15 protein-coding genes and 2 pseudogenes are annotated in these 24,050 nt (G+C 71.0%); 7 read left to right on the forward strand and 10 right to left on the reverse strand.

The window, feature by feature from the left end; translation table 11 throughout:
- Nucleotides 1-101: 101 nt before the first annotated feature.
- On the forward strand, nucleotides 102-5,330 hold the full coding sequence (locus tag Acor_RS18090) for a non-ribosomal peptide synthetase/MFS transporter (RefSeq protein WP_155337844.1): 5,229 nt from the start codon (nucleotides 102-104) through the stop codon (nucleotides 5,328-5,330).
- Here Acor_RS18090 and Acor_RS45465 read toward each other — a convergent pair.
- Nucleotides 5,284-6,591 (reverse strand): sensor histidine kinase, encoded by a 1,308-nt coding sequence (locus tag Acor_RS45465; RefSeq protein ID WP_281353235.1) that lies wholly within the window; start codon nucleotides 6,589-6,591, stop codon nucleotides 5,284-5,286. The two genes, Acor_RS18090 and Acor_RS45465, sit on opposite strands and share 47 nt — an antisense overlap.
- Nucleotides 6,592-6,705: 114 nt before the next feature.
- Nucleotides 6,706-9,249 (reverse strand): pullulanase-type alpha-1,6-glucosidase, encoded by a 2,544-nt coding sequence (pulA, locus tag Acor_RS18100; protein WP_246238718.1) that lies wholly within the window; start codon nucleotides 9,247-9,249, stop codon nucleotides 6,706-6,708.
- A 287-nt stretch (nucleotides 9,250-9,536) separates the two neighbouring features.
- On the opposite strand from pulA, the gene Acor_RS18105 reads away from it, so the two are divergent.
- A complete protein-coding gene (locus tag Acor_RS18105) occupies nucleotides 9,537-10,154 on the forward strand; it encodes an ACT domain-containing protein (RefSeq protein ID WP_155337847.1) in 618 nt (205 codons plus the stop codon).
- Nucleotides 10,155-10,167: 13 nt separating this feature from the next.
- On the opposite strand, the gene Acor_RS18110 is transcribed toward Acor_RS18105, so the two are convergent.
- On the reverse strand, nucleotides 10,168-11,472 hold the full coding sequence (locus tag Acor_RS18110) for an ABC transporter ATP-binding protein (protein ID WP_155337848.1): 1,305 nt from the start codon (nucleotides 11,470-11,472) through the stop codon (nucleotides 10,168-10,170).
- A 411-nt stretch (nucleotides 11,473-11,883) separates the two neighbouring features.
- Between Acor_RS18110 and Acor_RS18115 the strand changes: the two genes are divergently transcribed.
- On the forward strand, nucleotides 11,884-13,494 hold the full coding sequence (locus tag Acor_RS18115) for a glycoside hydrolase family 13 protein (protein ID WP_155337849.1): 1,611 nt from the start codon (nucleotides 11,884-11,886) through the stop codon (nucleotides 13,492-13,494).
- 10 nt (nucleotides 13,495-13,504) lie between these two features.
- Complete coding sequence (locus Acor_RS18120; protein ID WP_155337850.1) at nucleotides 13,505-14,527, forward strand: LacI family DNA-binding transcriptional regulator; 1,023 nt, start codon at nucleotides 13,505-13,507, stop codon at nucleotides 14,525-14,527.
- On the opposite strand, the gene Acor_RS18125 is transcribed toward Acor_RS18120, so the two are convergent.
- The 4 genes from Acor_RS18125 to edd all read right to left on the reverse strand — a co-directional run bounded on the left by Acor_RS18125 (nucleotide 14,517) and on the right by edd (nucleotide 19,158).
- A complete protein-coding gene (locus tag Acor_RS18125) occupies nucleotides 14,517-15,407 on the reverse strand; it encodes a tachylectin-related carbohydrate-binding protein (protein WP_170316982.1) in 891 nt (296 codons plus the stop codon). The two genes, Acor_RS18120 and Acor_RS18125, sit on opposite strands and share 11 nt — an antisense overlap.
- 332 nt (nucleotides 15,408-15,739) lie before the next feature.
- The gene (gene eda, locus Acor_RS18130) at nucleotides 15,740-16,357 is read right to left on the reverse strand and encodes a bifunctional 4-hydroxy-2-oxoglutarate aldolase/2-dehydro-3-deoxy-phosphogluconate aldolase (protein ID WP_155337852.1); all 618 of its coding nucleotides are present in this window, start codon (nucleotides 16,355-16,357) and stop codon (nucleotides 15,740-15,742) included.
- On the reverse strand, nucleotides 16,354-17,313 hold the full coding sequence (locus Acor_RS18135) for a glucokinase (protein WP_155337853.1): 960 nt from the start codon (nucleotides 17,311-17,313) through the stop codon (nucleotides 16,354-16,356). Before Acor_RS18135 ends, eda begins: the two co-directional genes overlap by 4 nt.
- Complete coding sequence (edd, locus tag Acor_RS18140) at nucleotides 17,314-19,158, reverse strand: phosphogluconate dehydratase (RefSeq protein ID WP_155337854.1); 1,845 nt, start codon at nucleotides 19,156-19,158, stop codon at nucleotides 17,314-17,316.
- A 130-nt stretch (nucleotides 19,159-19,288) separates the two neighbouring features.
- On the opposite strand from edd, the gene Acor_RS18145 reads away from it, so the two are divergent.
- Nucleotides 19,289-20,425, forward strand: coding sequence for an ROK family transcriptional regulator (locus tag Acor_RS18145; protein WP_155337855.1), 1,137 nt, complete (start codon nucleotides 19,289-19,291; stop codon nucleotides 20,423-20,425).
- On the opposite strand, the gene Acor_RS18150 is transcribed toward Acor_RS18145, so the two are convergent.
- Nucleotides 20,422-20,775: a nuclear transport factor 2 family protein gene (locus tag Acor_RS18150; RefSeq protein WP_155337856.1), complete on the reverse strand. Its 354-nt coding sequence runs from the start codon at nucleotides 20,773-20,775 to the stop codon at nucleotides 20,422-20,424. The genes Acor_RS18145 and Acor_RS18150 overlap by 4 nt on opposite strands.
- 19 nt (nucleotides 20,776-20,794) lie before the next feature.
- A complete protein-coding gene (locus Acor_RS18155) occupies nucleotides 20,795-21,061 on the reverse strand; it encodes a hypothetical protein (protein WP_155337857.1) in 267 nt (88 codons plus the stop codon).
- Between the two features lie 68 nt (nucleotides 21,062-21,129).
- Between Acor_RS18155 and Acor_RS44420 the strand changes: the two are divergent.
- Nucleotides 21,130-22,194, forward strand: a pseudogene (locus Acor_RS44420) (WD40 repeat domain-containing protein); the annotation flags it as partial.
- 158 nt (nucleotides 22,195-22,352) lie between these two features.
- Nucleotides 22,353-22,535, forward strand: a pseudogene (locus Acor_RS46305) (WD40 repeat domain-containing protein); the annotation flags it as partial.
- 217 nt (nucleotides 22,536-22,752) lie between these two features.
- On the opposite strand, the gene Acor_RS42260 reads toward Acor_RS46305, so the two are convergent.
- A complete protein-coding gene (locus Acor_RS42260; RefSeq protein WP_170316983.1) occupies nucleotides 22,753-23,973 on the reverse strand; it encodes a hypothetical protein in 1,221 nt (406 codons plus the stop codon).
- Between the last annotated feature and the right edge of the window lie 77 nt (nucleotides 23,974-24,050).

Here is a 24,050-nt window from a genome sequence, read left to right on the forward strand (position 1 = left end):
GCGGTTTCCGCGTCTTGCTCGGGGTTTGTGGACCGTGGCACACTGTCGATCACTTGGAAACTGTAAAGTCTCTTTACAGATCTCTGCGGTCGGAGGATCTAGTGAGCACACTGTCGGCCGACAAGAGGGCACTGCTGGCCCAGCGGCTGCGCCGCCGCGAGGAGACCCGCGCGATCCCGGCGCGCGATCCGTCGGCCGGGCTGGTGCTCTCCCCGGCCCAGGAGCGGCTGTGGTTCCTGGAGCAGTACCGGCCTGGCACCACGACGTACACCGTTCCGCTGACCGTGCGGATCGAGGGCGAACTCGACGGCGTCGAGGCGGCCCTGGACGAGATCGTCCGGCGGCACGAGGCCCTGCGGACCCGGTTCACCGCGACCGAGGACGGCATCCCGGTCGTCACCGTGGACCCCGAAGCCCGCGCCGAATTCCGGCAGGCCGAGGCCGACTCACCGCAGGACGCCCGGCTCCTGATCGAGACCGAACTCGCCAGGACCTTCGACCTGGCCACCGGCCCGCTGCTCAGAGCCCTGCTGGTACGGCTCGCCCCCGGCGACCACGTCCTCCTGCTCGCGGCCCACCACCTGGTGACCGACGGCATCTCCTTCGACGTGATCCTGTCCGAACTCCTGGCCCTGTGCCGGGGCGAGACGCCCGCGCCGGCGCCGGTCCAGTACGGCGACTACGCCGTCTGGCAGCGGGACCACGACCTGGCCAGAGAGACCGCCTACTGGCGGGATCGCCTCGACGGCGTCCCGGTCCTGGAACTGCCGGCCGACCGGCCCAGGCCCGCGGAGATGAGCCACGCGGGGGCGGTGTTCGACTTCCCGATCGAGGTGTCGCTCGGCTCGCTGGCGGTCGGCGGGGCGACCCCGTACATGATCCTGCTGGCCGCCTACCAGGTGCTGCTCGGCCGCTATTCGGGCCAGACCGACTTCGCTGTCGCCACCCCGGCCGCCGGCCGCAGCCTGCCCGAGCTGGACCGCGTCGTCGGCATGTTCGTGAACACGCTGGCGATGCGGGCCGACCTCGCCGGGGATCCCGCGTTCACCGAATTCCTGGCCAGGACCCGGTCCTGCGCCCTGGACGCGTACGCCCACCAGGACCTGCCCTTCGACCGCCTGGTGAGCGAGCTCAACGTCGAGCGGGACGTCAGCAGGTCGCCGATCGCGCAGGTGACGCTCGCGCTGCAGAACTTCAGGACCGGCCTGGACCAGCACGGGCTGCGGCTGAGCGCGTTCCCGGTCGAGCCAGGGATCAGCCGGTTCGACCTGTCGCTGTACCTGTTCGAGACCGAGGACGGTTTCGCCGGCCAGTTCGCCTACAACACCGACCTGTTCGACCAGTCCACCATCGCCCGCATGTCCCGACATTTCACGAATCTGCTGCGCGGGATCGTGGCGGATCCGGAGCGGCGGCTCTCCCGGCTGCCCCTGCTGGATCCGGCGGAACGCGAGGAGGTCCTGGGCTTCGCCGCCGCGCCCGCCGCGCCGCCGATCGCCACGCTTCTGCACGAGGTCGTGTCGGGCCCGGCCGCGAGGGCCGCTGTCACCTGCGGCGCTGATTCCCTGACATATGCCGAACTGGCCGGGCGTTCTGACGCGCTCGCCGGACGCCTGTGCGAGCTCGGCGCGGGCCCTGACGTGCGAATCGGGATATGTCTGGAACAGTCGGTTGAAGTGGCCGTCGCGGTGCTCGCCGTCCTCAAGTCGGGCGCGGCCTACGTTCCCCTCGACCCGGCCCAGCCCGCCACGCGCCTCGCGCACATGATCGAGGACGCCGGAATCCGGATCGCGATCACCACCACCCCGCTCCCCGTCGACCACCAGGTTTCCCCGGCCGCCACCGGCTCGGCTCCACCGGTCCAGGCCAGCCCGGACGACCTCGCCTACGTGATCTACACCTCCGGCACCACCGGGCGGCCGAAGGGCGTCGCCGTCCAGCACCGGCAGGTGCTCGAATACCTCGCCGGAGCACGCGAGCGCCTGGCCGTCGACCCCGGCGGCAGTTACGCCCTGTTGCAGTCGATCTCCTTCGACTTCGGCATCACGATCTTCTACCTGTCCCTGCTGACGGGCGGCACGCTGCACCTGCTCAACCCCCGCCTGCCCGCCGCCGAACTCGCCGAGACGCTGCGCGGGACCGACTACCTGAAGATCACCCCAAGCCACCTGGCGTCCCTGCTCCAGGAGACCGACGTCCTGCCGCGCAAGCTCCTGATCCTCGGCGGTGAAGCCTCCCCGGCCGCCTGGGCGTCCGCGCTCGTCCGGCCCGGCCTGCGCGTCGTCAACCACTACGGCCCGACCGAGGCCACCGTCGGCGTCACCACGCACGAGGTCAGCCCGGCCACCGGCCTGCTGCCGATCGGACGGCCACTCCCGGGCGCCCGCGCGTATGTCCTGGACGAACACGGACAGCCCACCCCTGTCGGCGTGGTCGGCGAGATCCATCTCGGCGGCGACCGCCTCGCCCGCGGTTACCTCGGCCGTCCGTCATTGACCGCCGAGAAGTTCGTCCCCGACCCCTACGGGAAGCCGGGCGCGCGCATGTACCGCACCGGCGACCTGGGCCGCTGGCTGCCCTCCGGTGAACTCCAGTTCCTCGGCCGCCGCGACCTCCAGGTCAAAGTCCGCGGCTACCGGGTCGAACTCGCCGAGATCGAAGCCGTCCTCACCGCCCACGACGCCGTCGCCCAGGCCGTCGTCGACTTCCGCCGCGACCGCCTCGTCGCCTACCTGGTCTCCGCCGAACGCCCGTCGCTCCGCGCCCACCTGGCCGAACGCCTGCCCGACTACATGATCCCCGCCCGCTACGTCTGGCTCGACGAACTCCCCCTTAAAGCGCACGGAAAGGTCGACAGGGACCGCCTCCCCGACCCGTCCGATGAACGCGCCGCCGACGAGGAGTACGTCGCCCCGGCAACCCCGCTCGAACAGGCCATCGCCGACGTCTGGGCCAAGGTCCTCGAACTCGACCGGGTCGGCGCGGAGGACGACTTCTTCGCGCTCGGCGGCCACTCCCTGCTCGCCGCCCAGGTCGTCGCCCGGCTCCGGAAGGTCACCGACCGCCCGGTCACCATCCTGGACATCTTCCGGCACCGCACCGTCCGCGCCCTGGCCTCCCGCGGCGACGACGGCCCGCGCCGCTTCCTGCACCGGCTGACGCCCGCCCGCCCCGCCACCCACACCCTCGTCTGCGTCCCGTACGGCGGCGGCAGCGCCGCCATCTACCAGCCCCTGGCCGACCAGATGCCCGCGAACTGGGCACTGCACTCGGTAGCCGTACCCGGCCAGGAATGGGGTCTCGACGAGGAGACCCGCCCGGTCGGCGAAGTCGCCGACGCCTGCGTCCAGGAGATCCTCGCCACCGTCCGCGGCCCCCTCTCCCTGTACGGCCACTGCGGCCTCGGCGTCATGCTCGTCGTCGAGATCGCCCGCCGCCTCGAAGCCGCCGGCCGGACCGTCGACGCCATCCACGTCGGCGGCATCTTCCCGTTCGCCCGGCCCGCCTCGATCGCGACGCCGTTCCGGGACCTCGGCGAACGCCTGCGCAGCGACCGCGTCTGGGCCAACGGCCTCATCGCCGCCGGGCTCGACATCGAGGAACTCGACGACGAGCAGCTCAAGGCGATCATCCGCAACCGCAGGGAGGGCACCAGGGAGGCGGAGGCGTACTTCACCCTGCTGTACGCGCGCGAGCACGCAGAACGCCTGACCGCCCCCATCATCTCCGTCGTCGGCGAACGCGACCCGGCGACCGAGTTCTACCAGGAACGCTTCCGCGAATGGCACCACCTCACGGACGCCGCCGCCCTGGTCGTCCTGGACGAGGCGGGCCACTTCTTCCTCAAGCACCGCGCCAGCGAACTCGCCGAGATCGTCACCGGCACGCAGCCCGCCATCGCGGCGGGCCGCGCCGACGAGCTGGCCCAGGCCCCCGGCCGCTCCTGGTGGCTGCACGGCGCCTCCACCCCCGGCGACGCGCCGCCACCCGGCACCCGGCCCAGCCTGAAACGCTTCGGCGCGGTCGCCGCCGGGCAGCTCGTCTCCATCATCGGCTCCGCCCTCACCGAGTTCGCCGTCCCGCTCTGGATCTACGTCACCACCGGCTCCCTGGTCAGCTTCGCCCTGTTCTCCGTCATCGCCCTGGTCCCCGGCATGCTCGTCGCCCCGCTGGCCGGAGTGATCGTCGACCGGTACGACCGCCGCCGCGTCATGCTCGCCGGAGACGTCGGCGCGGGCGGCACCCAGCTCGCCCTCGGCCTGCTGCTGTGGACCGGCAACCTGCAGCTGTGGCACGTCTACCCGCTGCTGGCCCTGCTCTCGGTCGCCCTCACCTTCCAGCGGCTCGCCTACGGCGCGGCCATCCCGCAGCTGGTGCCCAAGCGCTACCTCGGCCACGCCAACGGCATCGTCCAGATGGTCACCGGCACCGCCCAGCTGATCGTCCCGCTGATCGCCGTCGGCCTGATGGCCGCCATCGGCCTGGAGGGCATCCTGGTCCTCGACGTGGTCAGCTACGCGTTCGCGTTCACCTCGGTGCTGCTGATCCGCTTCCCGAAGACGATGGGCTTCCGCCGCCGCGAACCGCTGCTCACCGAGATGGCAGAAGGCTTCCGCTACACCTGGGGCAACCGCAACTTCCGCGCCATGCTGCTCTTCTTCGCCGGCCTCAACGTGTTCCTGTCCCCGCTGTTCCTGCTGATCAGCCCGCTCGTCCTCGCCTTCGCCACCCTCACGGACGTGGGCAGCGTGTCGTTCGCGGGCGGCGCGGGCGTCCTGCTCGGCGGCCTGATCATGACCGTCTGGGGCGGGCCGCGCCGGCACCGGCTGCGCGGCGTGCTGCTGGCCACCCTGCTGCTGGCCGGGTTCTGCCTGATCACCGGCGTCCGGCAGGACCTGGCCGTGATCGCGGCCGGCGCGTTCGGCATGTCGTTCGCGCTCACCCTGGTCAACGGGATCTACGCCACGATCATCCAGGTCAAGGTGCCGCAGCGGTTCCACGGCCGGGTCATCGCGCTCAACACCCTGGTCGCCTGGTCCACCCTGCCGATCGCGTTCGGCCTGGTCGCCCCGTACGGCAGCGCCCTGTTCGAACCGCTGCTGGCCGACGGCGGCGCGCTCGCCGGGAGCGTCGGCGCGGTGATCGGCGTCGGCGAAGGCCGCGGCATCGGCTTCATGTACGTGCTGTTCGCGCTGGCCATCGCCCTGATCGCGGGCACCGCGCTGCGGGTCAGGCGGCTGGCCGGGTTCGACGCCGAGGTGCCGGACGCGCCGCCCGACGACCTCATCGGGCTGGAGACGGTCCGGCGTCGGCGAGCGGAAGCCGCATGACGAACCGCACGCCGAGCGGCTCGGACTCGACGAGGAGCCGGCCGCCGTGCGCCTCCACCACCTCGCGGGCGATGGCCAGCCCGAGCCCGGTGCCGCCCCGGGCCCGGCTGCGCGCCGTGTCCAGCCGGGTGAACCGCTCGAAGATCCGCTCCTGGTCGGCGGGCGCGATCGGCTCGCCGTCGTTCCAGACCGACAGCTCCGCCCGGTCGTCCCGCCGCCGCGCGTCCACCGTCACCGCGGTGGCCGCGTGCCGGTCGGCGTTGCTCAGCAGCTCGTCCACCGCCCGGGACAGCTGCGAGGGCACCACCTCGACCCGGATGCCGGCATCCAGGTTGAGCTTGGCGATCACCCGGGCGGGCCGGCCCGCCACCTGGGCGGCGACCAGGTTGCCCAGGTCCACCTCCTCGCGGGTCGTCGTCTGACTGGCGCCGATCCTGGCCAGGAACAGCAGGTCGGTCACGATCGACTCCAGCCGGTCGGTGTCCCGCAGCGCGGCCTCGATCGCGTCCGGCATGTCGTCCGGATGCAGCCGCCCGCTCTCCAGCTGGGCCCTGACCCCGGCGATCGGCGTGCGCAGCTCGTGTGAGGCGTCGGCGGCGAACTGCCGCTGCTGGAGCACCGCCCGCTCCATCCGGTCCAGGGCCCGGTTCGCCGTCCTGGCCAGCCTGGCGATCTCGTCCTCGCCGGCCGGCACCGGCACCCGCCGGCTCAGGTCCCGCTCGGTGAGTTCGGCGAGTTCGGCCCGGATGTCCTCGACCGGTTGCAGCGCCCGGCCCGCGATCCGCCACGCCACCCAGCCGATGAACGTGATCAGCAGCGCCAGCTGGATCGTGATCGCGGTGGCCAGCATGCGGTTGCGGACGATCCGCGGGGTCTCCTTGCCCGCGTACACGACCGGGGAGTCCGCGGCCGGGCTGGCCCTGATGGCCGTCACGTGAATGCACTGCCCGTCCGGAAGGGGGCAGGAGACCAGGTTCCTGATCCGGTCCGCGGGCGAGGGCCACACCGGGCTCAGCGCGGGCAGGTCGCGGGCCGCGTTGGTGGTCGCCAGGATCCGCCCGCCGGGCGCGACCACCTGGATCAGGTCGATCCCGTCATGCGGCGGAATCGGATTGATGATGACCTGCCCGTCCTGGATCTGGGATGTCAGCTGCGAGGCCACGTTGGTGGCCTCGTCCCAGATGTCCTCGGTGACCCACTGCCGGATCAGCGCATCCGCCGCCACCCCCACGGGGATGAGAACCAGGGCCGCGACCGCCATTGCGCCAAGAGTCAGGCGCCCACGGATAGACCGCGTCCGCAACCAGGGGAGGGACATCCCCCGAGGCTACTAACGCGGGCCCCAACAGCTGTCCGCGACATCCTCAAGCCTGCCTCAATTTCCGGGCCGCACGAACACCGACACCGTGCGGGCGGGGACCGTGAACGTGCCGGTCGTGCCGTCGAAGGCCGACCGCCTGACGACGGCGTCGCCCGAAGCCGCCTGGACGGGGTGGAGGGTGAGCGAGGCTCCGGCGAGCCCGGCGACGGCCGGTTGCCCGGACCGCGAGGTCGCGTTGAAGACGACGGTGATCGACTTCCAGCGCGGGTCGATGCCGGTGGCGTCCAGGCACATCGTGATGACGCCAGGGATCGCCGCGGCCGGGAACGTCAGCCGGTCCTGGATCTCGGCCAGGGAGCCGAGCCCGAACGCCGGCGAGGAGTAGCGGATCCTCAGCAGTTCGCCGAATCTGGCCCGCGCGGCGTTGATCGCCGCGCAGTCCGCCCGGAGCGCCGGGTCGGCCAGCAGCGGTCTCGCGTACGGCCATCTGGCCTCGTTGCCGGGCTTGGGCGGTAGGCCCGCGCCGAAGCCGTTGCCCTGGGCGCAGTCCCACAGCAGCCGGTTGAACCAGTCGCCCGAGTCGTAGGAGTTGCGGTCCAGCGACTTGGAGCGCAGCCGTTCGCTGCCCGCGTGCAGGAACGCGGTGCCCTGCGACAGCAGGACCGTGGCCAGCGAGAGCGACTGCATCCTGACCCGGTCGGCCATCGAGGTCGCCGGGGGCAGCTTGTAGGCGAGCGCGTCGTAGAGGGTCTCGTTGTCGTGCGCGTCCACGTAGGAGACCGTGTCGCGCGGGGTGGCGGCGTACCCGGCGGGGGAGCCGTTGTAGGAGACCTCCGAGCCCTTCTTCCCGGAGGGGAGCACGTAGTCCCGCAGGTTGCCGGTCAGGCCGATCATGATCAGCTCTTCGGCGTTGGCCAGCTCCGGGCCGGGGGAATCGGCCAGGCCGGAGCCGAAGCCGCGGACCCCGGGGTCGGCGTCGAACGGCCCGCCGCCGCGTACGGCGTCGCGCAGCCGGTCGCTGAACGTGCCGATCCCGGTCCCGGCCAGGTTGCCCTGGGTGGCCTGGACGAAGCGGGCGTCACCGGCGACCTCGCCGAAGTTCCAGCCCTCGCCGTACAGCAGGACGGCCCGGCCGTCCACGCCGTCCCGGGCCGGGGTGAGCGCGTCCAGCGCCCGGCGCACCGCGAGCATCCCGGCCTTCTGGTGGTGACCCATCAGGTCGAACCGGAAGCCGTCGATCTTGTACGCCTTCGCCCAGGTGACCACCGAGTCGACCACGAGCTTGCCCATCATGGCGTGCTCGGGCGCGGTGTTGGCGCAGCAGGTGGAGTCGGCGACGGCGCCGTCCGCCAGCAGCCGGTGGTAATAGCCCGGCACGATCCGGTCCAGCACGCTGCCCTCGGCCTGCCCGGCGGCGTGGGTGTGGTTGTAGACCACGTCCATGACCACCCGGAGCCCGGCGTCGTTGAGGCCCTTCACCATGCCGCGGAACTCCGCCACCCGGCCGGACCCCTCCGGGTCGGTGGCGTAGGAGCCTTCGGGCACGGTGTAGTGCAGTGGGTCGTATCCCCAGTTGAAGGAGTCCCCGGCGGCGGTCGCGGTGACGTGGGCCTGCTGCCGCTCGGAGTCGGCGGGCATCGAGGCGAGGTCGCCCGCAGGTTCGGTCCGGTCGGCCCTGCGCTCCGGCACGGTCGCGAAGTCGAACACGGGCAGCAGGTGGACGTGGGTGAGGCCGTCGGCGGCGAGTCTCCTGAGTTCGCGCATGCCGTGGCCGTCGCCGGTGAACGCCCGGTAGGTGCCGCGTTCGGCGGCCGGGACGGTGGGATCAGAGGCGGAGAAGTCGCGTACGTGTAGTTCGTAGATGGACGCCCGGTCCTGGCGGACGGGGGGCGGTTTGACCAGGTCGTCCCAGCCGGGGGGTTTGACGGAGTCCAGGCGGATCAGCTGGCTGCGCCCGCCGTCGGCGGACACCGAGAGGCTGTAAGGGTCGGTCACCTCGTTGGTGACCAGAGTGCCGGCGGCGACGACGGTGACGAGGTAGGTGTAGTAGCGGCCGTACCAGGAGGGCGGGCCGGTGACGGACCACACGCCGGTCGTGTCGTCGCGCCGCATCCGCACGATCTCGTGCTGGAGTTTGAGTTCGACCTTTCGCGCGGTCGGCGCCCACACCGAGAGCGTCGGCAGCGCGCCGCCGGTCGGGCCGAGCCGGCTCGACGTGGCCGGGGCGTAGACGTCGTCGAGCACGCCGGGGATCTGCACGCCGGTCGCGGTCAGCAGGCCGCCGGACGGGGTCCGCTCGGTCGCCACCAGCTGGGCCTGGAGCGCGGTCTTGACCAGGCCGGCGTCCTCGGGGTCCACGGTCAGCGCGCCGTAGTCCTTCAGGTGCGGCCATTTGTCCTGCTGCGGGCCGGTGAGCGCGCCGGGTGCGAGCCGGATCAGGTGGATGTCGCCGGTCAGGTCGCCGGCCTCGAATTCGATGTCCGCCTTCGGGGAGTACGCGAGGGCGTACCTCGACGAACTGGACGTCGCGCCCCTCCAGGCCAGGGTCGCGCGGTCGATCCAGTGCGCGGTGGCCTTGGTCAGGTCGGCGTCCAGCACGATGTCTCCTTACGCGACGTTTCCACTGATCTGTACCCGCGGGCCGGAGCGGATCACTGCCGTCCTGATGCAATCCTTTGCTGAAATTTCATGCAAGGGCGATGGAAGCCCGGAATCAGGCGAGCAGGATGGGCGTGAGACCGGGACGCGCCGGGCGAAACGGACCGCGAGGGCATATCCGCTTTATGCTGGACATCTCCCCGGAACATCGTCGAAACGTGGCTGCGGCACTGTGGAATTGGCTGCGGGGGCGGCCACGGCGGGTGCGCAAGGAGAGGTGATCGATCGTGCTGTTGCGGCTACGCGTGTCCCTGCCGGATCGGCCCGGCGTGCTCGGCCAGGTGGCCCGCGCGTTCGGCGTCATGGGGGCCGACATTCTCCAGGTCACCGTGCTGGAGCGGGAGTCGGGCCGGGCCGTCGACGACTTCACCGTGTCCTGGTCCGCGATCTTCAGCGCGGCCGAGCTGAGCGAGCGCATCTCGGTGGTGCCCGGCGTCCGGGTCGAAGCGGCCTGGCCCACCAGGGAACTGCCCGGCGCCAACCCCGACTACGACCTGCTCGGCCACATCGCGACCGACCCGACCCGCGCCGTGCTCACCCTGGTCGACGCGGTGCCCGACCTGATCAGCGCGGAATGGGCGGTCGCGCTCGACGCGGTCACCGGCGAGGTGATGCACGGCAGCTGGCAGGCCCCCGAGGTGGTGCCGGCCGCCAAGTTCACCGCGATCCGGCCGACCGTGCACAGCGAGGGAACGCTGCACCTGGCCAGCGTGCCGGTCGACGACGTGCACCTGGTGGTGGCCCGGCGGGAAGGGCCCGCGTTCCACCGGGCGGAACTGGACCGCGTCGCCCGTCTGGTCGACGTTGTGTCGGTGCTCGCCCACGCCGGCGCCCAGCGAGCCTGACCGATGGGCCTGACTAACGGCGCGGCGGGTCGATCCGGGCGCCGGACTGGGTGAACAGCATCAGCCGCGAAACGTCCACGGCGACCCGGGCGTGCTCGCCCGCCTTCCAGACCGGACGGGAGCCCAGACGCACGATCAGGTCGGCCCGCCGGTGCGAACCGCTGCCCAGCGCGGTGGCCATCGCCCCCGGCGCCGACTCGCCCTCGGCGAACTCCGCCGGAGGGCCGAGCAGGCGGCGCATCATCGACCGCGCCTTGCCGACCCCGTTCCCGTTGACGCCGTGGGCGAATCCGTTGCGGGTCCGCGGGTCCGGCGGCTCCGGCACGGCCACCGCCGGGATGCCCGCCTCCACGTACGCGAGCCATTCGTGCCCGTGGTACTCCAGTGTGCGCACCCGGCCCATGAACGAGGGGCCGTCCATCTTCTCCGGCATCGGCGCGAGGGCGTCCGGCCGGATGCCGACGATGATCTGGCTGCCGGTGTGCTGGGACACGGCGTAGGCCCGCGGGTCGGTCCAGGGCATGGTGATCTGGTGCGTACCGAAATCAAGCAGGATGAACTGGTTCTGGGGGGTACGCACCGTAGCCGCCAGCAGGTTGAGCTGCTGGGAGCTGAGGAAGGCCGCGGTGAACGCGGTCGCCGGGTCGTTGTAGACCTGGGCCGGCGTGCCGATGTCCTGCAGCACGCCCCGGTTCATGATGGCGATCCGGTCGGCGAGGGTGAGCGCCTCGACCTGGTCGTGCGTGACGTAGATGGTGGTGACGCCGAGCGCGCGCACCAGGGACGAGATCTCCATGCGCAGTTCGGTGCGCATGCCGGCGTCCAGGTTGGACAGCGGCTCGTCCATCAGGAACAGCGACGGCTGGCGGACGATCGCCCTGCCCATCGCGACCCGCTGGCGCTGGCCACCGGAGAGCGTTCCAGGCCGCCGGTCCAGGGTCTCGTCGATGTGCAGGGCCTTGGACAGCTCGATGACCCGTTCCTTCACCACGGCCGGGTCCGCCTTGGCGATCTCCAGCGGGAAGGAGAGATTGCCGCGCACCGTCCGGTGCGGATAGAGCGCGCCGTTCTGGAAGACCATTGCCACGTCCCGGTCCCGGGGGGCCAAATGGTTGGCGATTTTTCCGCCGAGCCAGAGGTCGCCGCCGGTGATCTCCTCAAGACCGGCGATCATGCGTAACAGGGTCGACTTTCCGCATCCGGAAGGGCCGAGCAGGACCAGGAGTTCACCGTCATCGGCACGCAGATTCATGCGATCGACCGCGAGGTACCCACCCGGGTACACCTTGGTCACGTTGTCGAGGACGACCGTGCTCATGCCTGCTCCTCGCCTGGCGGCACGGATGTGCTCGTGCACAGTACGCGGGCCGTAATGCCTCGCGAGCGGCGCTCGATCATGGAAACTCGTTTCCTCCCGGGCGCGCTGTGCCCGGATCCCGCCATGTCAGTTGTGATTGATGAGGTAGTACATCGTGTCGGCACGGTCCATGTCCATACATGCCATGAAAAATGGGGAACGCGCCGGTTACTGGAATGTTGCGGGGTCTTGACAGACCTTTACGGATCTATATCGCAATTCATTACTGGACTACCGAAAATGCGAGATGTCATCCAATCATGGGATGTCTGAAGGTCACAGTCTCGCATCGACGCCTTGGTAGGGTTTGCGGTAAATTTCTGTAAGGTCTTTCATGTGTGTGAAATGACCACGCGACTCGGGGACCCTGACATGAACGCTCTCTCGCCTGACGTCCTGCCCGCCGCGCCGGTGCCGTCGACCCGCTGGTGGCGCGACGCGGTGATCTACCAGGTGTACGTGCGGAGCTTCGCCGACGGCGACGGGGACGGCGTCGGCGACCTGCTCGGGGTCCGCAGCCGGCTGCGGTACCTGGCCGACCTGGGGGTCGACGCGATCTGGCTGACCCCGTTCTATCCGTCGCCGATGGCCGACTTCGGTTATGACGTGGCCGACTACCGGGGGGTCGATCCCGTTTTCGGGTCGCTGGCGGACGCCAGGGCGCTGATCGAGGACGCGCACGGGCTGGGGCTGCGGATCATCGTGGACGTGGTGCCCAATCACACCTCCGACCGGCATGCCTGGTTCGAGGCCGCCGTACAGGCCGGGCCAGGGTCGCCGGAACGGGAGCGGTACATCTTCAGGGACGGGGACGCGCCCCCGAACGACTGGGAGTCGATCTTCGGCGGCCCGGCCTGGACCCGGCTGCCGGACGGGCAGTGGTACCTGCACCTGTTCGCCCCGCAGCAGCCGGACCTCAACTGGGCCCACCCCGAGGTGCACGCCGAATTCGCCGACGTGCTGCGATTCTGGCTGGACCTCGGCGTGGACGGCTTCCGGATCGACGTCGCGCACGGCATGGTCAAGGCCGAGGGCCTCCCCGACGTGGGCCACACCGGCCAGGCCAGGATGATCGGCGCCCAGGTCGTGCCGTACTTCGACCAGGACGGCGTGCACGAGATCCACCGCGCCTGGCGCCGCATCCTGGACTCCTACTCGGGCGAGCGGATCGGCGTGGCCGAGGCGTGGGCGCCCACCCCGGAACGGCTGGCCAACTACGTCCGCCCCGACGAGCTGCACCAGGCCTTCAACTTTCACTTCCTGACCACCCCGTGGGACGCGGCGCGGTTCCGGGCGGTGATCGAGGAGTCGCTGCACACCTCCGCGCTGGTCGGCGCGCCCGCCACCTGGGTGCTCTCCAACCACGACGTCAAGCGCCACGTGACCCGCTACGGCGGCGGCGCCACCGGCCTGGCCAGGGCCAAGGCCGCCGCCCTGCTGATGCTGGCGCTGCCCGGCTCCAGCTACGTCTACCAGGGCGAGGAGCTCGGCCTGCCGGAGGTGCTCGACCTGCCCGAGGAGGTGCTGCGGGACCCGCAGCGGCTGCGCGACGCCGAGAGCGGCCGGGACGGCTGCCGCGTCCCGCTCCCGTGGAGCCCCACCGAGGAGCCGCCGTTCGGTTTCTCCCCGCCCGGCATCACCGGGACCTGGCTCCCGGTCCCGCCGGCCTGGCGCGATCTGGCCGCCGAGACCCAGCTCGCAGACCCGGACTCGATCCTCACCCTCTACACGACCGCGCTCGCGATCAGGAAGAACCACCCGGCCCTCGGCGACGGCACGCTCACCTGGCGACCGGCCCCGGACGGCGTCCTCGCCTTCGACCGGAGCGCCACATTCCGCTGCCTGACCAACCTGACGGATGCCTGGATTGAGGTGGATCGTCCGGGTGAGCTGCTGGTCGCGAGCGCGAACCCATCAATTTCCGGCAAGGTTGTCCGACTCGCTCCCGATTCGGCCACCTGGTGGGCCATCGAGGATGTCTAAAGTAACGGTCATGAACAATGCGCGGCTCTCCGACATCGCGGCCCAGGCAGGCGTCAGCGAAGCCACGGTGAGCCGTGTGCTCAACGGCAAGGCGGGCGTCTCGGCCGCCACCCGCCAGGCGGTGCTCGGCGCGCTCGACCTGATGGGCTACGAGCGCCCGCAGCGGCTCCGGCAGCGCAGCAACGGCCTGATCGGCCTGGTCACCCCCGAACTCGACAACCCGATCTTCCCGGCCTTCGCGCAGGCCATCGAGCGGGCGCTCACCCAGCACGGGTACACGCCGATCCTGTGCACCCAGCTGCCCGGCGGCGCGCCCGAGGACGAGTTCACCGAGATGCTCATCGACCGCGGCGTCAGCGGCATCATCTTCGTCTCCGGGCTGCACGCCGACATCACGGCCCGGATGGACCGTTACACCCGGCTGACCGACCGCGGCCTGCCGATCGTCCTGGTGGACGGCTACAACGAGAACATCCAGGCGCCGTTCATCTCGCCGGACGACCGGCTGGCCACCCGGCTGGCCGTGCAGCACCTGGTCGACCTGGGTCACGAGCGGATCGGCCTGGCCCTCGGCCAGCGCAGGTTCGTGCCGGTGATCAGGAAGATCGAGGGCTTCAAGCAGGCGATGGGGCAGCTGCTCGGCGTCAGCGACACCAGCGAGCTGATCCAGCACTCGCTGTTCACCGTGGAGGGCGGGCAGGCCGCCGCCGGCGCGCTGATCGACCGCGGCTGCACCGGGCTGTTCTGCGCCAGCGACCTGATGGCGCTGGGCGCGATCCGGGCGGCCAGGGAGCGCGGCCGGTCGGTGCCCGGCGACGTCTCGGTGGTCGGCTTCGACGACTCGCCGCTGATCCCGTTCACCGACCCGCCGCTGACCACCGTGCGCAAGCCGATCGGCTCGATGGCCTCGGCCGCGGTCGAGACGCTGCTGGAGGTGATCTCCGGCACCCCGGCCAAGAACCAGGAGCTGATCTTCCAGCCGGAGCTGGTGGTCCGCGGCTCGACCGGCTCGGGGCCGCTGGTCAACCGCTGAGCCCGGCCGCCGGGAGCAAGAAGCCGCCGCCGTTGTGCCAGCCGGTCAGGCCCTTCTTGTACACCTGCGGCAGGTCGTAGCGGAACCACTTGAGCGCGTAGCGGGAGTCGACCGCGTACACGATGCCGTCCAGGGAGGTGACCGCCAGGTCGGCGGCCCAGCCCTGGCTGTTGACGCCGTACCCGTCGCCCTCCCAGTTGGAGCCGCCGAGCGCGCTGTTGAGGTGGCGGAACCAGTGCAGCTCGCCCTTGGCGTCGATGGCGAAGAGCACGCCCTGCCCGGTGGCGACCAGCCGGTCGTAGCCGCGCATGCCGCGCTTGACCAGGGTGCAGTCGCCGTTGGCGGCCCAGGTCCCCGCGCCGAGGTGCCGGTACCAGCAGATCCCGCCGTCCTCGCGCAGGCCGTAGAAGACGTCGTACGCCCCGGTGAAGCTCTTGAACGCGGGAATACCGGTCTTCACGAGCACGCCGTCATCTGCATCCATTTCATCGGATAGATGGTCGAACAGGAACATTCGCCCTTCAAAGTCGACGGCGTAGAGCGTGCCCGGATTTCCGGCGATAAGCCAGACAAAACGCTGCCAGCCTTCGCCCGCCGCGCGGCCCGGCGGGCTGCCCCATCGCTTTTCCCCCTTTTCAAAACCGGTGTGCTGAAAACGGCGGAGGGTGCCGTCCCGGTCGACCGCGAAGATCGTGCCGTTCCCGGTATAGACGATCTTGCGCTGGTCCTGGAACAGCTCGCGGGCCGGCGCCTCCGGGTTCGCCTCGGCGAGCATCAGGAACGCGGACATCCCGGCCAGCAGCGCGAGCAGCACCGAACCGCAGGCCAACAGAACGACCTTCTGTTTGCGGGACGCCTTCCGCACCGGCTTCGGGGCCATGAGGGAAATCGGGCGGCTACGGCGCTTCCTGCGATTCTCTACTGACATTCCCGCCTCGCTCGACGATGGCTTCGATGTCAATGAAAGCCGAACGCGCTCCATCACGCGGCCCTGAATGGCAATTATTGAGAGTTGCGAGGCTTTATGCGAAGTGTCGGGAATGTGCCGGGAATTTTCGTAAGAGGGCCCGTGACTTTCCCGGTCGGGAGTCACGGGCCCGATACCCATGATCGTGTTTCCGGGTTTCGGACACGAGCATGGCCGTCGGCCCAGCCGAGGGAGGATGGCGTGGGCCGACGAGGTCTGGTGGGGCTATCGGAGTCGGATGGGATCTATCGGAGTCGTAGTGCGGCCGCTTCCCCCGCGAGCTTCTCGATCCTGGCGTAATCGCCGGTCACGAGCGCGTCGGCCGGGGTCAGCCAGGTGCCGCCGACGCATCCTACGTTAGGGAGGTCGAGATAGTCGCGCGCGGTCCCCACCTTGATGCCCCCGGTGGGACAGAACCGCACCCCGGGGAGAGGCCCGGACAGCGCCTTCAGGTACGGCACCCCGCCCGCCGCCTCGGCCGGGAAGAACTTCATCTCGCGCAGGCCCCGCTCGTACAGGCCGAGCACCTCCGACGCGGTCGCGACGCCCGGCAGGAACGGCACGCCGCTCCCGTCCATCGCGTCGATCAGCGCGGGCGTCCACCCTGGCGAGACCAGGAACCGGGAACCCGCCGCCACGGCCGCCGAGACGTCGGCGGCGGCCAGGACGGTGCCCGCGCCGATCACCGCGTCCGGCACCTCGGCCGCGATCCGCCTGATCGACTCCAGCGCCGCCGGGGTCCGCAGGGTGACCTCGATCACCGGGAGCCCGCCCGCCACCAGCGCGCGGGCCAGCGGCACCGCGGTCGCCGCGTCCTCGATCACGACGACGGGGATGACGGGGGCGAGGTCGAGAATGCTCACACCAGCTCCACACTTCCGGCCCGCTGCGCCAGCCACGCGGTCGCGCCGGTCAGCGCGGGCTGCTCGGCCACGATCAGCGAGGTCGCGATCGGGCTCAGATAGTCGATCAGCGCCGGGCTGGTCTGCTCGAACCGGGCCCGGAACTCGCTGTCCCTGACCCTGGCCACGATCCTGGGCAGCACCCCGCCGCCCAGGTAGACCCCGCCTCGCGCGCCCAGCGTCAGCGCCACGTTCCCGGCGAACCCGCCCAGCAGGGCCAGGAACACCTCGACCGTCTCCGCCGACAGCGCGTCCTCGGACGCCACGATCTCCGACGCGGTCTTGCGCTTCGCGCCGGTCCCCCGCACCAGCGAGAGCCCACGGTACAGCCGGGGCAGCCCCGACCCCGACAGCAGATGCTCCGCGTCCACGTACGGCAGGCCGTCCGCGCGCAGCGCCCGGACGATCTCGAACTCCAGGTCGGTGACGCACGGGATGGACACGTGCCCGCCCTCGCCCGGCACCGGCACCCAGCCGGAACCCGCCGGGACCAGTCCGGCCACGCCGAGTCCCGTCCCCGGGCCGAGCACGGCCTTCACCATGCCCGCCGTCGGGGCGGGCCCGCCGAGGGGGGTGAGATCGTCGCCGGCCAGATGGGGTAACGAGACCGCGAGGGCCTCGAAGTCGTTCAGCAGTTCGACGTGCGGGATGCTCAGTTCCCTTACCGAACCGCTCCAGCCCGCGTTGGTGAGGCGATAGGTGTCTCCTTTCACCGGTCCGGCGATCGCCAGGCACGCGGCCCCCGGCCGAACTCCGCCCGCATGGTCTGCGAGATAGGCGGCTACGGCATCGGCTAGGCCTTGTCGCTCGGCGACGTTCAGGACGGCCACCGATTCCGGCTGTGCGCCGGACTGGGTGACGATTCCGAAACGTGCGTTGGTGCCGCCGATGTCGGCGACGAGCCAGGGGTAGCTCACTTAGAACCCTCCGAAGATGCTGGCACCGCGTTCCGCGGGTCCAACCGTACGACGGAAGGCGGCAAAAAGCTCGCGCCCGGTTCCCACCCATTTGTCAGGAGAGGGGGCAGAACCGGCCGGGACGCGTCCCGACAGGTCGGTCAGTACGTCGAGCGTGCCGGTGACCGAGTCGAGACGGATGGGATCACCGTCACGCAGCAGCGCGAGAGCGCCACCGTCCGCAGCCTCGGGGGAGAGGTGGATCGCGGCCGGCACCTTGCCCGACGCGCCGGACATCCGGCCGTCGGTGACGATCGCCACCCGCTGCCCCCGGTCCAGCAGCACCGCGAGCGGCGGCGTGAGCTTGTGAAGTTCGGGCATGCCGTTGGCGCTCGGCCCCTGGTACCGGACCACGGCCACGAAGTCCTGCCCGTCCAGCTCGCCGCGCTCGAACGCGGCCAGCAGGTCGCGCTGGTCGTCGAAGACCTTCGCCGGGGCCTCGATGATCAGGTGCTCCGGCTTGACGGCCGACACCTTGCTCACGGCGCGTCCCAGATTGCCGGAGATCATGTGAATGCCCCCGTCGGGGGAGAAAGGTTCACTCGCCGGGCGGAGCACGTCCAGGTCGCCGCTGCCGGCGGTCCGCTCGGTCCAGGTGAGCTTGCCCTCCTTGAGGGCGGGCTCGGCGCGGTAGGCGTCCAGGCCCCGGCCCGCCACGGTCAGCACGTCGGGCCACAGCAGGCCCGCGTCCAGCAGCGACCCGATGAACACCGGCATGCCGCCGGCCGCCTGGAAGTGGTTCACGTCCGCCTGGCCGTTCGGGTACATCCGGGCCAGCGACGGCACCACCTTCGACAGGTCGGCCATGTCATCCCAGGTCAGGGTGATCCCGGCGGCGGCCGCGATGGCGACCAGGTGCATGGTGTGGTTGGTCGAGCCGCCGGAGGCCAGCAGCGCCACCACCGCGTTCGCGATCGCCTTCTCGTCCACCACCCGGCCGACCGGCGTGTGCTCGCCGCCGGGCCCGGTGATCTCGACGATCCGCCGCCCGGCCGCCTCGGTCAGCGCCTGCCGCAGCTCGGTGCGCGGGTTGACGAAGGTCGCGCCCGGCAGGTGCAGGCCCATCACCTCGACCAGCAGCTGGTTGGAGTTGGCCGTGCCGTAGAAGGTGCAGGTGCCGGGGGAGTGGTAGGACTCCGCCTCCGCGTCCAGCATCTCGTCCCTGGAGATCTTTCCCTCGGCGAACCGCTGCCGGGCCCGCGCCTTGACCTTGTTGGGCAGCCCCGAGGTCATCGGCCCGGCCGGGACGAACATCGCCGGCAGGTGCCCGAACCGCAGCGCCCCGATGAGCAGCCCCGGCACGATCTTGTCGCAGACGCCGAGCAGCAGGGCCGCGTCGAACATGTCGTGCGACAGCGCCACCGCCGTGGACATCGCGATCAGGTCCCGGCTGTACAGCGACAGCTCCATCCCCGCCCGGCCCTGGGTGACCCCGTCGCACATGGCCGGCACCCCGCCCGCCACCTGCGCCACCCCGCCCGCCGCGCGGACGGCCCGCTTCAGCTCCTGCGGATAGGTCTCGTAAGGCTGGTGCGCCGACAGCATGTCGTTGTAGGAGGTCACGATGGCCACGCCCGGCCGCACGAGCGGCCCGCTCTGCCGCGGGACGGCGGCGCGCAACGCGGGCTTGTCGGGGCCCGCCGCGGCGAAGCCGTGCGCGAGGTTGGCGCAGGCCAGCCGCCCCCGGGCCGAACCGGCGCTCCGGAGTTCGGCCGCGGCCTGGTCCACCTGGGCCAGGTAGGCGGCGCGGCCGGCGCGGCTGCGGTCCCTGATCCGCTCAGTGACCTCGTGGACGATCGGGTGCATCGGGCGCTCCTGATTGATGGGACATCAGGGACAGTAGCGCGAAGTTATGTGTTCTTTCAAGCCGAATTTTGTAAGTACGAATGCATAAGTCCTTGAGGTTTGGTTCGTACGTGTGCTTAGCTTCTGCTTGATGTCACGTCTAGCCACGACCGGCGAGGTCCTTCAGCTGATCCGGAGCGGGGAGGCGGCGACCCGGGCCGACCTCGGCCGGGTGACCGGCCTGTCCCGCCCCGCCGTCGTGCACCGGGTGACCGAACTGCTCCAGCGCGGCCTCGTCGTCGAGGACGCAGAAGGGCCCTCCACCGGGGGCCGTCCGCCGGTCCGGCTGCGGTTCAACGCGGCCGGGGGGGTGGTGCCGGTGGCCTCGCTGGGCGCCAGCCGTACCCAGATCGCGGTCTGTGACCTGTCCGGCGCGATCCTGGACCGCACCGAGGTGGTCATCGACGTCGAGGAGGGCCCCGATGTGGTGCTCCCGCTCGTCATGGACACCTGGGAGAAGCTGCTCAACGGGCGCGCCCCGGTCGTCGGCGTCGGGCTCGGCGTCCCGGCCACCGTCGAGTTCGCGGCGGGCCGCACCGAGTCTGCCCGGGTGATGGCGGGCTGGACCGGCGTCGAGATCCCGCCGCTGATCGCCGCCCGCTACCCGGTGCCCGTCCTGGTCGACAACGACGTCAACGCGATCGCGATGGGCGAGCACCGCGTCGCCTACGCCGCCGAACTCGGCGACCTGCTGTTCGTCAAGGTCTCCACCCGCGTCGGCGCCGGCGTCATCTCCAACGGCGCGATCCTGCGCGGCGCCCTCGGCGCGGCCGGCGAGATCGGCCACATCCCCGTCCGCGACGGCGGCGGCGTGCTCTGCCGCTGCGGCAACACCGACTGCCTCGACTCGGTCGCCAGCGGCACCGCCATCCTCCGCCACCTGCGCGCCAAAGGCCGCGACGTGCACTCCCTCGCCGACGTCACCGCCCTGGTCCGGGCCGGCGACGCGGAGACCATGGCGGTGGTCCGCCAGGCCGGCCGCTGGCTCGGCGAAGTGATCTCGGGCGCCGTCAACCTGCTCAACCCCGCCGTCGTCGTCCTCGGCGGCGACGTGGCCGAGATGTTCCAGCCCCTCGTCTCCGGCGTCCGCGAGATCGTCTACCGCCGCTCCACCCAGCTGGCCACCCGCACCCTCCGCATCGAACGCACCCGCCTGGGCCCCGCCGCCGGCCTGACCGGCTCCGCCCTCATGGTGATCGACCAGATCCTCGCCCCCGAGGCCATTTAGATGGCGGAACGGTAGAAGAACGTGCGGCGGCGGTGCACCCGGCCGTCCTTGAACTCGAACCAGTCGGCGAACAGCTCCTCCAGCGGGGCGCCCTGGCGGGACAGGCCGTGGAAGCGTCCCCAGCAGAAGCCCTGGTGATGGTCGCCCATCAGGGACTGCAGGTCGTGTACGCCGCTCGCGATCGGGCGTCTCTTCAGGTAGAAGTCGCACAGGTCGTCCACGCCGTCGATGGTGGCGAAACCGGGGCGGTCGTAGACGACGTCGGCGGTGACCAGACTCCGGAGCGCGGACCAGTCGCTGGTGTCGATCGCGGTGAAGAGCCTCCTGATCAGCTCCTCGTTGGTGTCCATCGCGTCTCCTTCCGAGGCACTATTCCGGCGCGGGGGCGACGGCGGGTTGCAGGTCCGACTCCGTCAGCGTCCGCAGCTGCTCGTTGTCGATGGCGTGGAACCACGACATGAAGTGCCGGCCGAACAGCCCTTCGGGGTCGGTGATGATGAAGATCCCCATGATGCGCACCGCGTCCTGATCCCGCAGCTGCGGCGCGTGCCGGTGGATCTGCCAGATGATCGATCCGCCGTCCTCGTGCTTGACCAGCACGAACGAGGTCGGCAGCGTGGCCGCGACCTCCGCCACGCGGATCTTGTCCGCGCCCCACCGCCGGCTGTGCTTGACGATCTCGCGATAGTGGCGCAGGTAGGCGGGTGTCAGCGCTTCGGCGAGACCGCCCTGGGCGTGGTCGGTGGTGCGACGCCTACACCCGGATGGGCGGGATGGCGGCGCTGTCCCGGTACGCCGACGACGTCATCGACGCCCTCTCCGAGCGCGAGCAGGCGGCGGCGCAGCGCATCTTCACCCGGCTGGTGACCCCGGGCACGGTGGACTACGCCCAGCCCGTCAAGATCGATCAGTTCGCCCCCGAGGACCTGGAACTGGCCAGGACGCTGGGCGACCACCGGCTCGTCGTGTTCGGCCCCGACACCATCGAGGTGGCGCACGAGGCGCTGCTGCGCGGCTGGGAGCGCCTGCAGCTGTGGCTGAGCCGGGACAGTGAGGTGCTCGCCCTGGTCACCACCGTGCAGAACTACAAGAACGAATGGGAGCGCAACAACCGCGACCCGATGATGCTGCTGCCCGGCCCGCTGCTGGAGAACGCGTTCCGGCTGGTCGAGGAGCATTCCCGCCACGCGATCCCGCTGGCGGACTACATCGTCGAGAGCATGGAGGTGACCCGCGCCGAGCAGCGGCGGCAGGACCGGCTCCAGGCGCAGCACGACGCGATGCGGCTGGCCGCGCTGTCCGACCTGGCCAGGCTGTCGGCCACCGAGGCCCCGGTGGTGGCGCTGGAGCTGGGCATCCGGTCGCTGCTCAGCATGCCGCTGCTGCAGGGCGACGCCGCGGTCCGGCTCGCGCTGGCCACCACCAAGCCGGAACACCGGCTGAGCCTGCCGGACGCGGTCCGCCAGGTGATCTACAGCCAGGACGGCGGCAGCCTCGCGGCGGTGGGATTCGATGGAACCGTACAGATCTGGGACGCGGCGAGCGGGGAGCCGCGGCTGAGCCTGCCGCACCCGCTGGCGGTGTCGTCGATCGCGTTCAGCCCGGCCGGCGCGCTGGTCGCGACCGCGGGCGGCGACCGCACGGCCCGGCTGTGGGACGCCGGGACCGCCACGGAGCTGGCCCGGCTGGTCCACGGCGACGTGGTGCGCGAACTCGCCTTCAACCCCGCGGGCACGCTGCTGGCCACCGCGAGCGCCGACGCCACGGCCCAGGTCTGGGACGTGGCCACAGCCGAGCTGGTCGCGCGGCTGGCCCACGACGACTGGGTGGGCGTGGTCGCGTTCAGCCGGGACGGCCAGCACCTGGCCACCGCGAGCCGGGCCAGCGGGCCAGGATCTGGACGGTCGCCAAGGAGGGCGACCGGGAGGTGGCCAGGTTCCGGCACGGCGACACCGTCTGGGCGGTCGAGTTCAGCCCGGACGGCACGACGCTGGCGACCGCGTGCGCGGACGCCCAGGCCCGGATCTGGCGGCTCCGCGACGGACGCGAGGTGCGCAGGATCGAGCACGAGGAGATCGTGTGGAGCCTCAGCTTCAGCCCGGACGGCGATCGCCTGGTGTCCGGCAGCCGGGACAACACCGCCCGGCTCTGGCCCATCACCCCCGGCGCCCTGGTAGAGCTGGCCATGCGCCACCTGCCGCGCAACCTGAACGAGCGGGAGCGGAACCGCTACTTCCCCGCCGAGTCGTATCGGAAGCTGCGCGACGACCTGCCCTGACCGTCAAAAGGAGAAGGCGGCGGCCGGGTGGCCGCCGCCTTCTGGTGGGCTAGCGGAGCGGGGCGGTGAAGGGGCGGTTGTCGCCGGTGAAGCGGACCAGGGGGCTGCCGCTCCGTTCGAAGAAGATCCTGCCTTGGGGGGAGCGGACGCGGAGCAGGTCGAGGTTCCAGTTGTCGCCGCCGAGGCCGCCGCCGAAGGTGGTGCTGAGGACGAGGCCGGAGAGCTGGGTGGCCAGGGCGGGGCGGGGGAGCGGGATGCGGACGGTCTGGGTGTGCCAGCCGATCCAGCGGGCGCCGCGGTTGAGGTTCGGGACCGAGACGGGGGGCTGGCCGCCGATGTGGATGGTGGCGTTGACGTTGTCGGTGCCGCCGCGCAGGTCGTCGGCGCCGGTGGCGAGGTCGAGGATGAGCTCGTTGACCGTGGTGGGGGCGGGGGCGGCCGGGGGGTTCGGGAAGGCCGGGGGGTTGCGCGGGCGGTAGCGGGTGTCGACGAAGTAGGTGCGCCAGACCTTCTCGGGGTGTTCGAGGTAGGAGTAGGTGAGCGTGGCCGGGTTCGGGACCAGGGTGCTGATCTTGCCGGGGAAGTTCGGGTCCAGCACGTAGATCTTCAGGTCGGTCTGGCGCGGGCCGAAGTCGCCGGCGTAGCCGCCCAGGTCGTAGCCGATGGCGATGGCCTGATGGTGCGGGCCGAGCAGGTTGCCGGTCGGCTTGAACAGGCCGAGCGGGACCGGGCGGCCCGCGTCGATGCTCTCCCTGAGCTCCTGGAGGCGTCCGCCGGTGAAGCCCTGGAGTCCCCAGTTGAAGAACTCGGCCGTACGCCAGCCGAAGGGGTTGACGGTGAGCTCGGTCCACTTGTCCAGGGTGGCGGCGATGGACTCGACCTGGCGGTCGAAGATGTAGCGGTGCAGGGCGGAGCCGCTGGCGGGCAGGGTGTCCTGGGTGGGGATCGGCCGGTTGTTGTAGAAGTGGTCGAGGGCCGCGTACGACCAGCCGCCGCAGAGGCCGCCGAAGCGCACCTCGGCGATCACCTGGGTCTGGAACTGGTTGTCGAACTTGAAGCCGTGCCTGGCCGGGTCGAGCGGAGTCATCCGGCGTCCGACGGCGGACGGGACGACGCAGGTGTGGTCCCCGGCGGCGCGCGCCTGCCGCCAGACCTTCCCGTCCGGGCAGGGTCCGGCCGCCGCGGCGGGGGACGGCTGGGCGGTGAGCGCGGCGATCGCGAGGGCCAGTCCCGCCGTCGTCGCGGCGAGTGCTCGGTGGAGCGTGGGCATCGTTTCTCCTCCTGGTCAGGTGCTTGTGAGCTCAGGTTCGGGGCCGGGGGCCGATGTTCGGGAGGGGACGAACAAGG

Origin of the sequence: Acrocarpospora corrugata, assembly GCF_009687845.1 — a bacterium.
Classification (GTDB): Bacteria; Actinomycetota; Actinomycetes; order Streptosporangiales; family Streptosporangiaceae; genus Acrocarpospora; species Acrocarpospora corrugata.

What these genes read in the sequence shown, in the direction of transcription:
- Acor_RS45465 (WP_281353235.1), bottom strand. Translation starts at nt 6,591, where the DNA reads ATGGCGGTCGCGGCCCTGGTTCTCATCCCCGTGGGGGTGGCGGCGGAT.
- Acor_RS18110 (WP_155337848.1), bottom strand. Translation starts at nt 11,472, where the DNA reads ATGAGCACGGTCGTCCTCGACAACGTGACCAAGGTGTACCCGGGTGGG.
- Acor_RS18115 (WP_155337849.1), top strand. Translation starts at nt 11,884, where the DNA reads ATGAACGCTCTCTCGCCTGACGTCCTGCCCGCCGCGCCGGTGCCGTCG.
- Acor_RS18120 (WP_155337850.1), top strand. Translation starts at nt 13,505, where the DNA reads ATGAACAATGCGCGGCTCTCCGACATCGCGGCCCAGGCAGGCGTCAGC.
- Acor_RS18125 (WP_170316982.1), bottom strand. Translation starts at nt 15,407, where the DNA reads ATGGCCCCGAAGCCGGTGCGGAAGGCGTCCCGCAAACAGAAGGTCGTT.
- edd (WP_155337854.1), bottom strand. Translation starts at nt 19,158, where the DNA reads ATGCACCCGATCGTCCACGAGGTCACTGAGCGGATCAGGGACCGCAGC.
- Acor_RS18145 (WP_155337855.1), top strand. Translation starts at nt 19,289, where the DNA reads ATGTCACGTCTAGCCACGACCGGCGAGGTCCTTCAGCTGATCCGGAGC.
- Acor_RS18150 (WP_155337856.1), bottom strand. Translation starts at nt 20,775, where the DNA reads ATGGACACCAACGAGGAGCTGATCAGGAGGCTCTTCACCGCGATCGAC.
- Acor_RS42260 (WP_170316983.1), bottom strand. Translation starts at nt 23,973, where the DNA reads ATGCCCACGCTCCACCGAGCACTCGCCGCGACGACGGCGGGACTGGCC.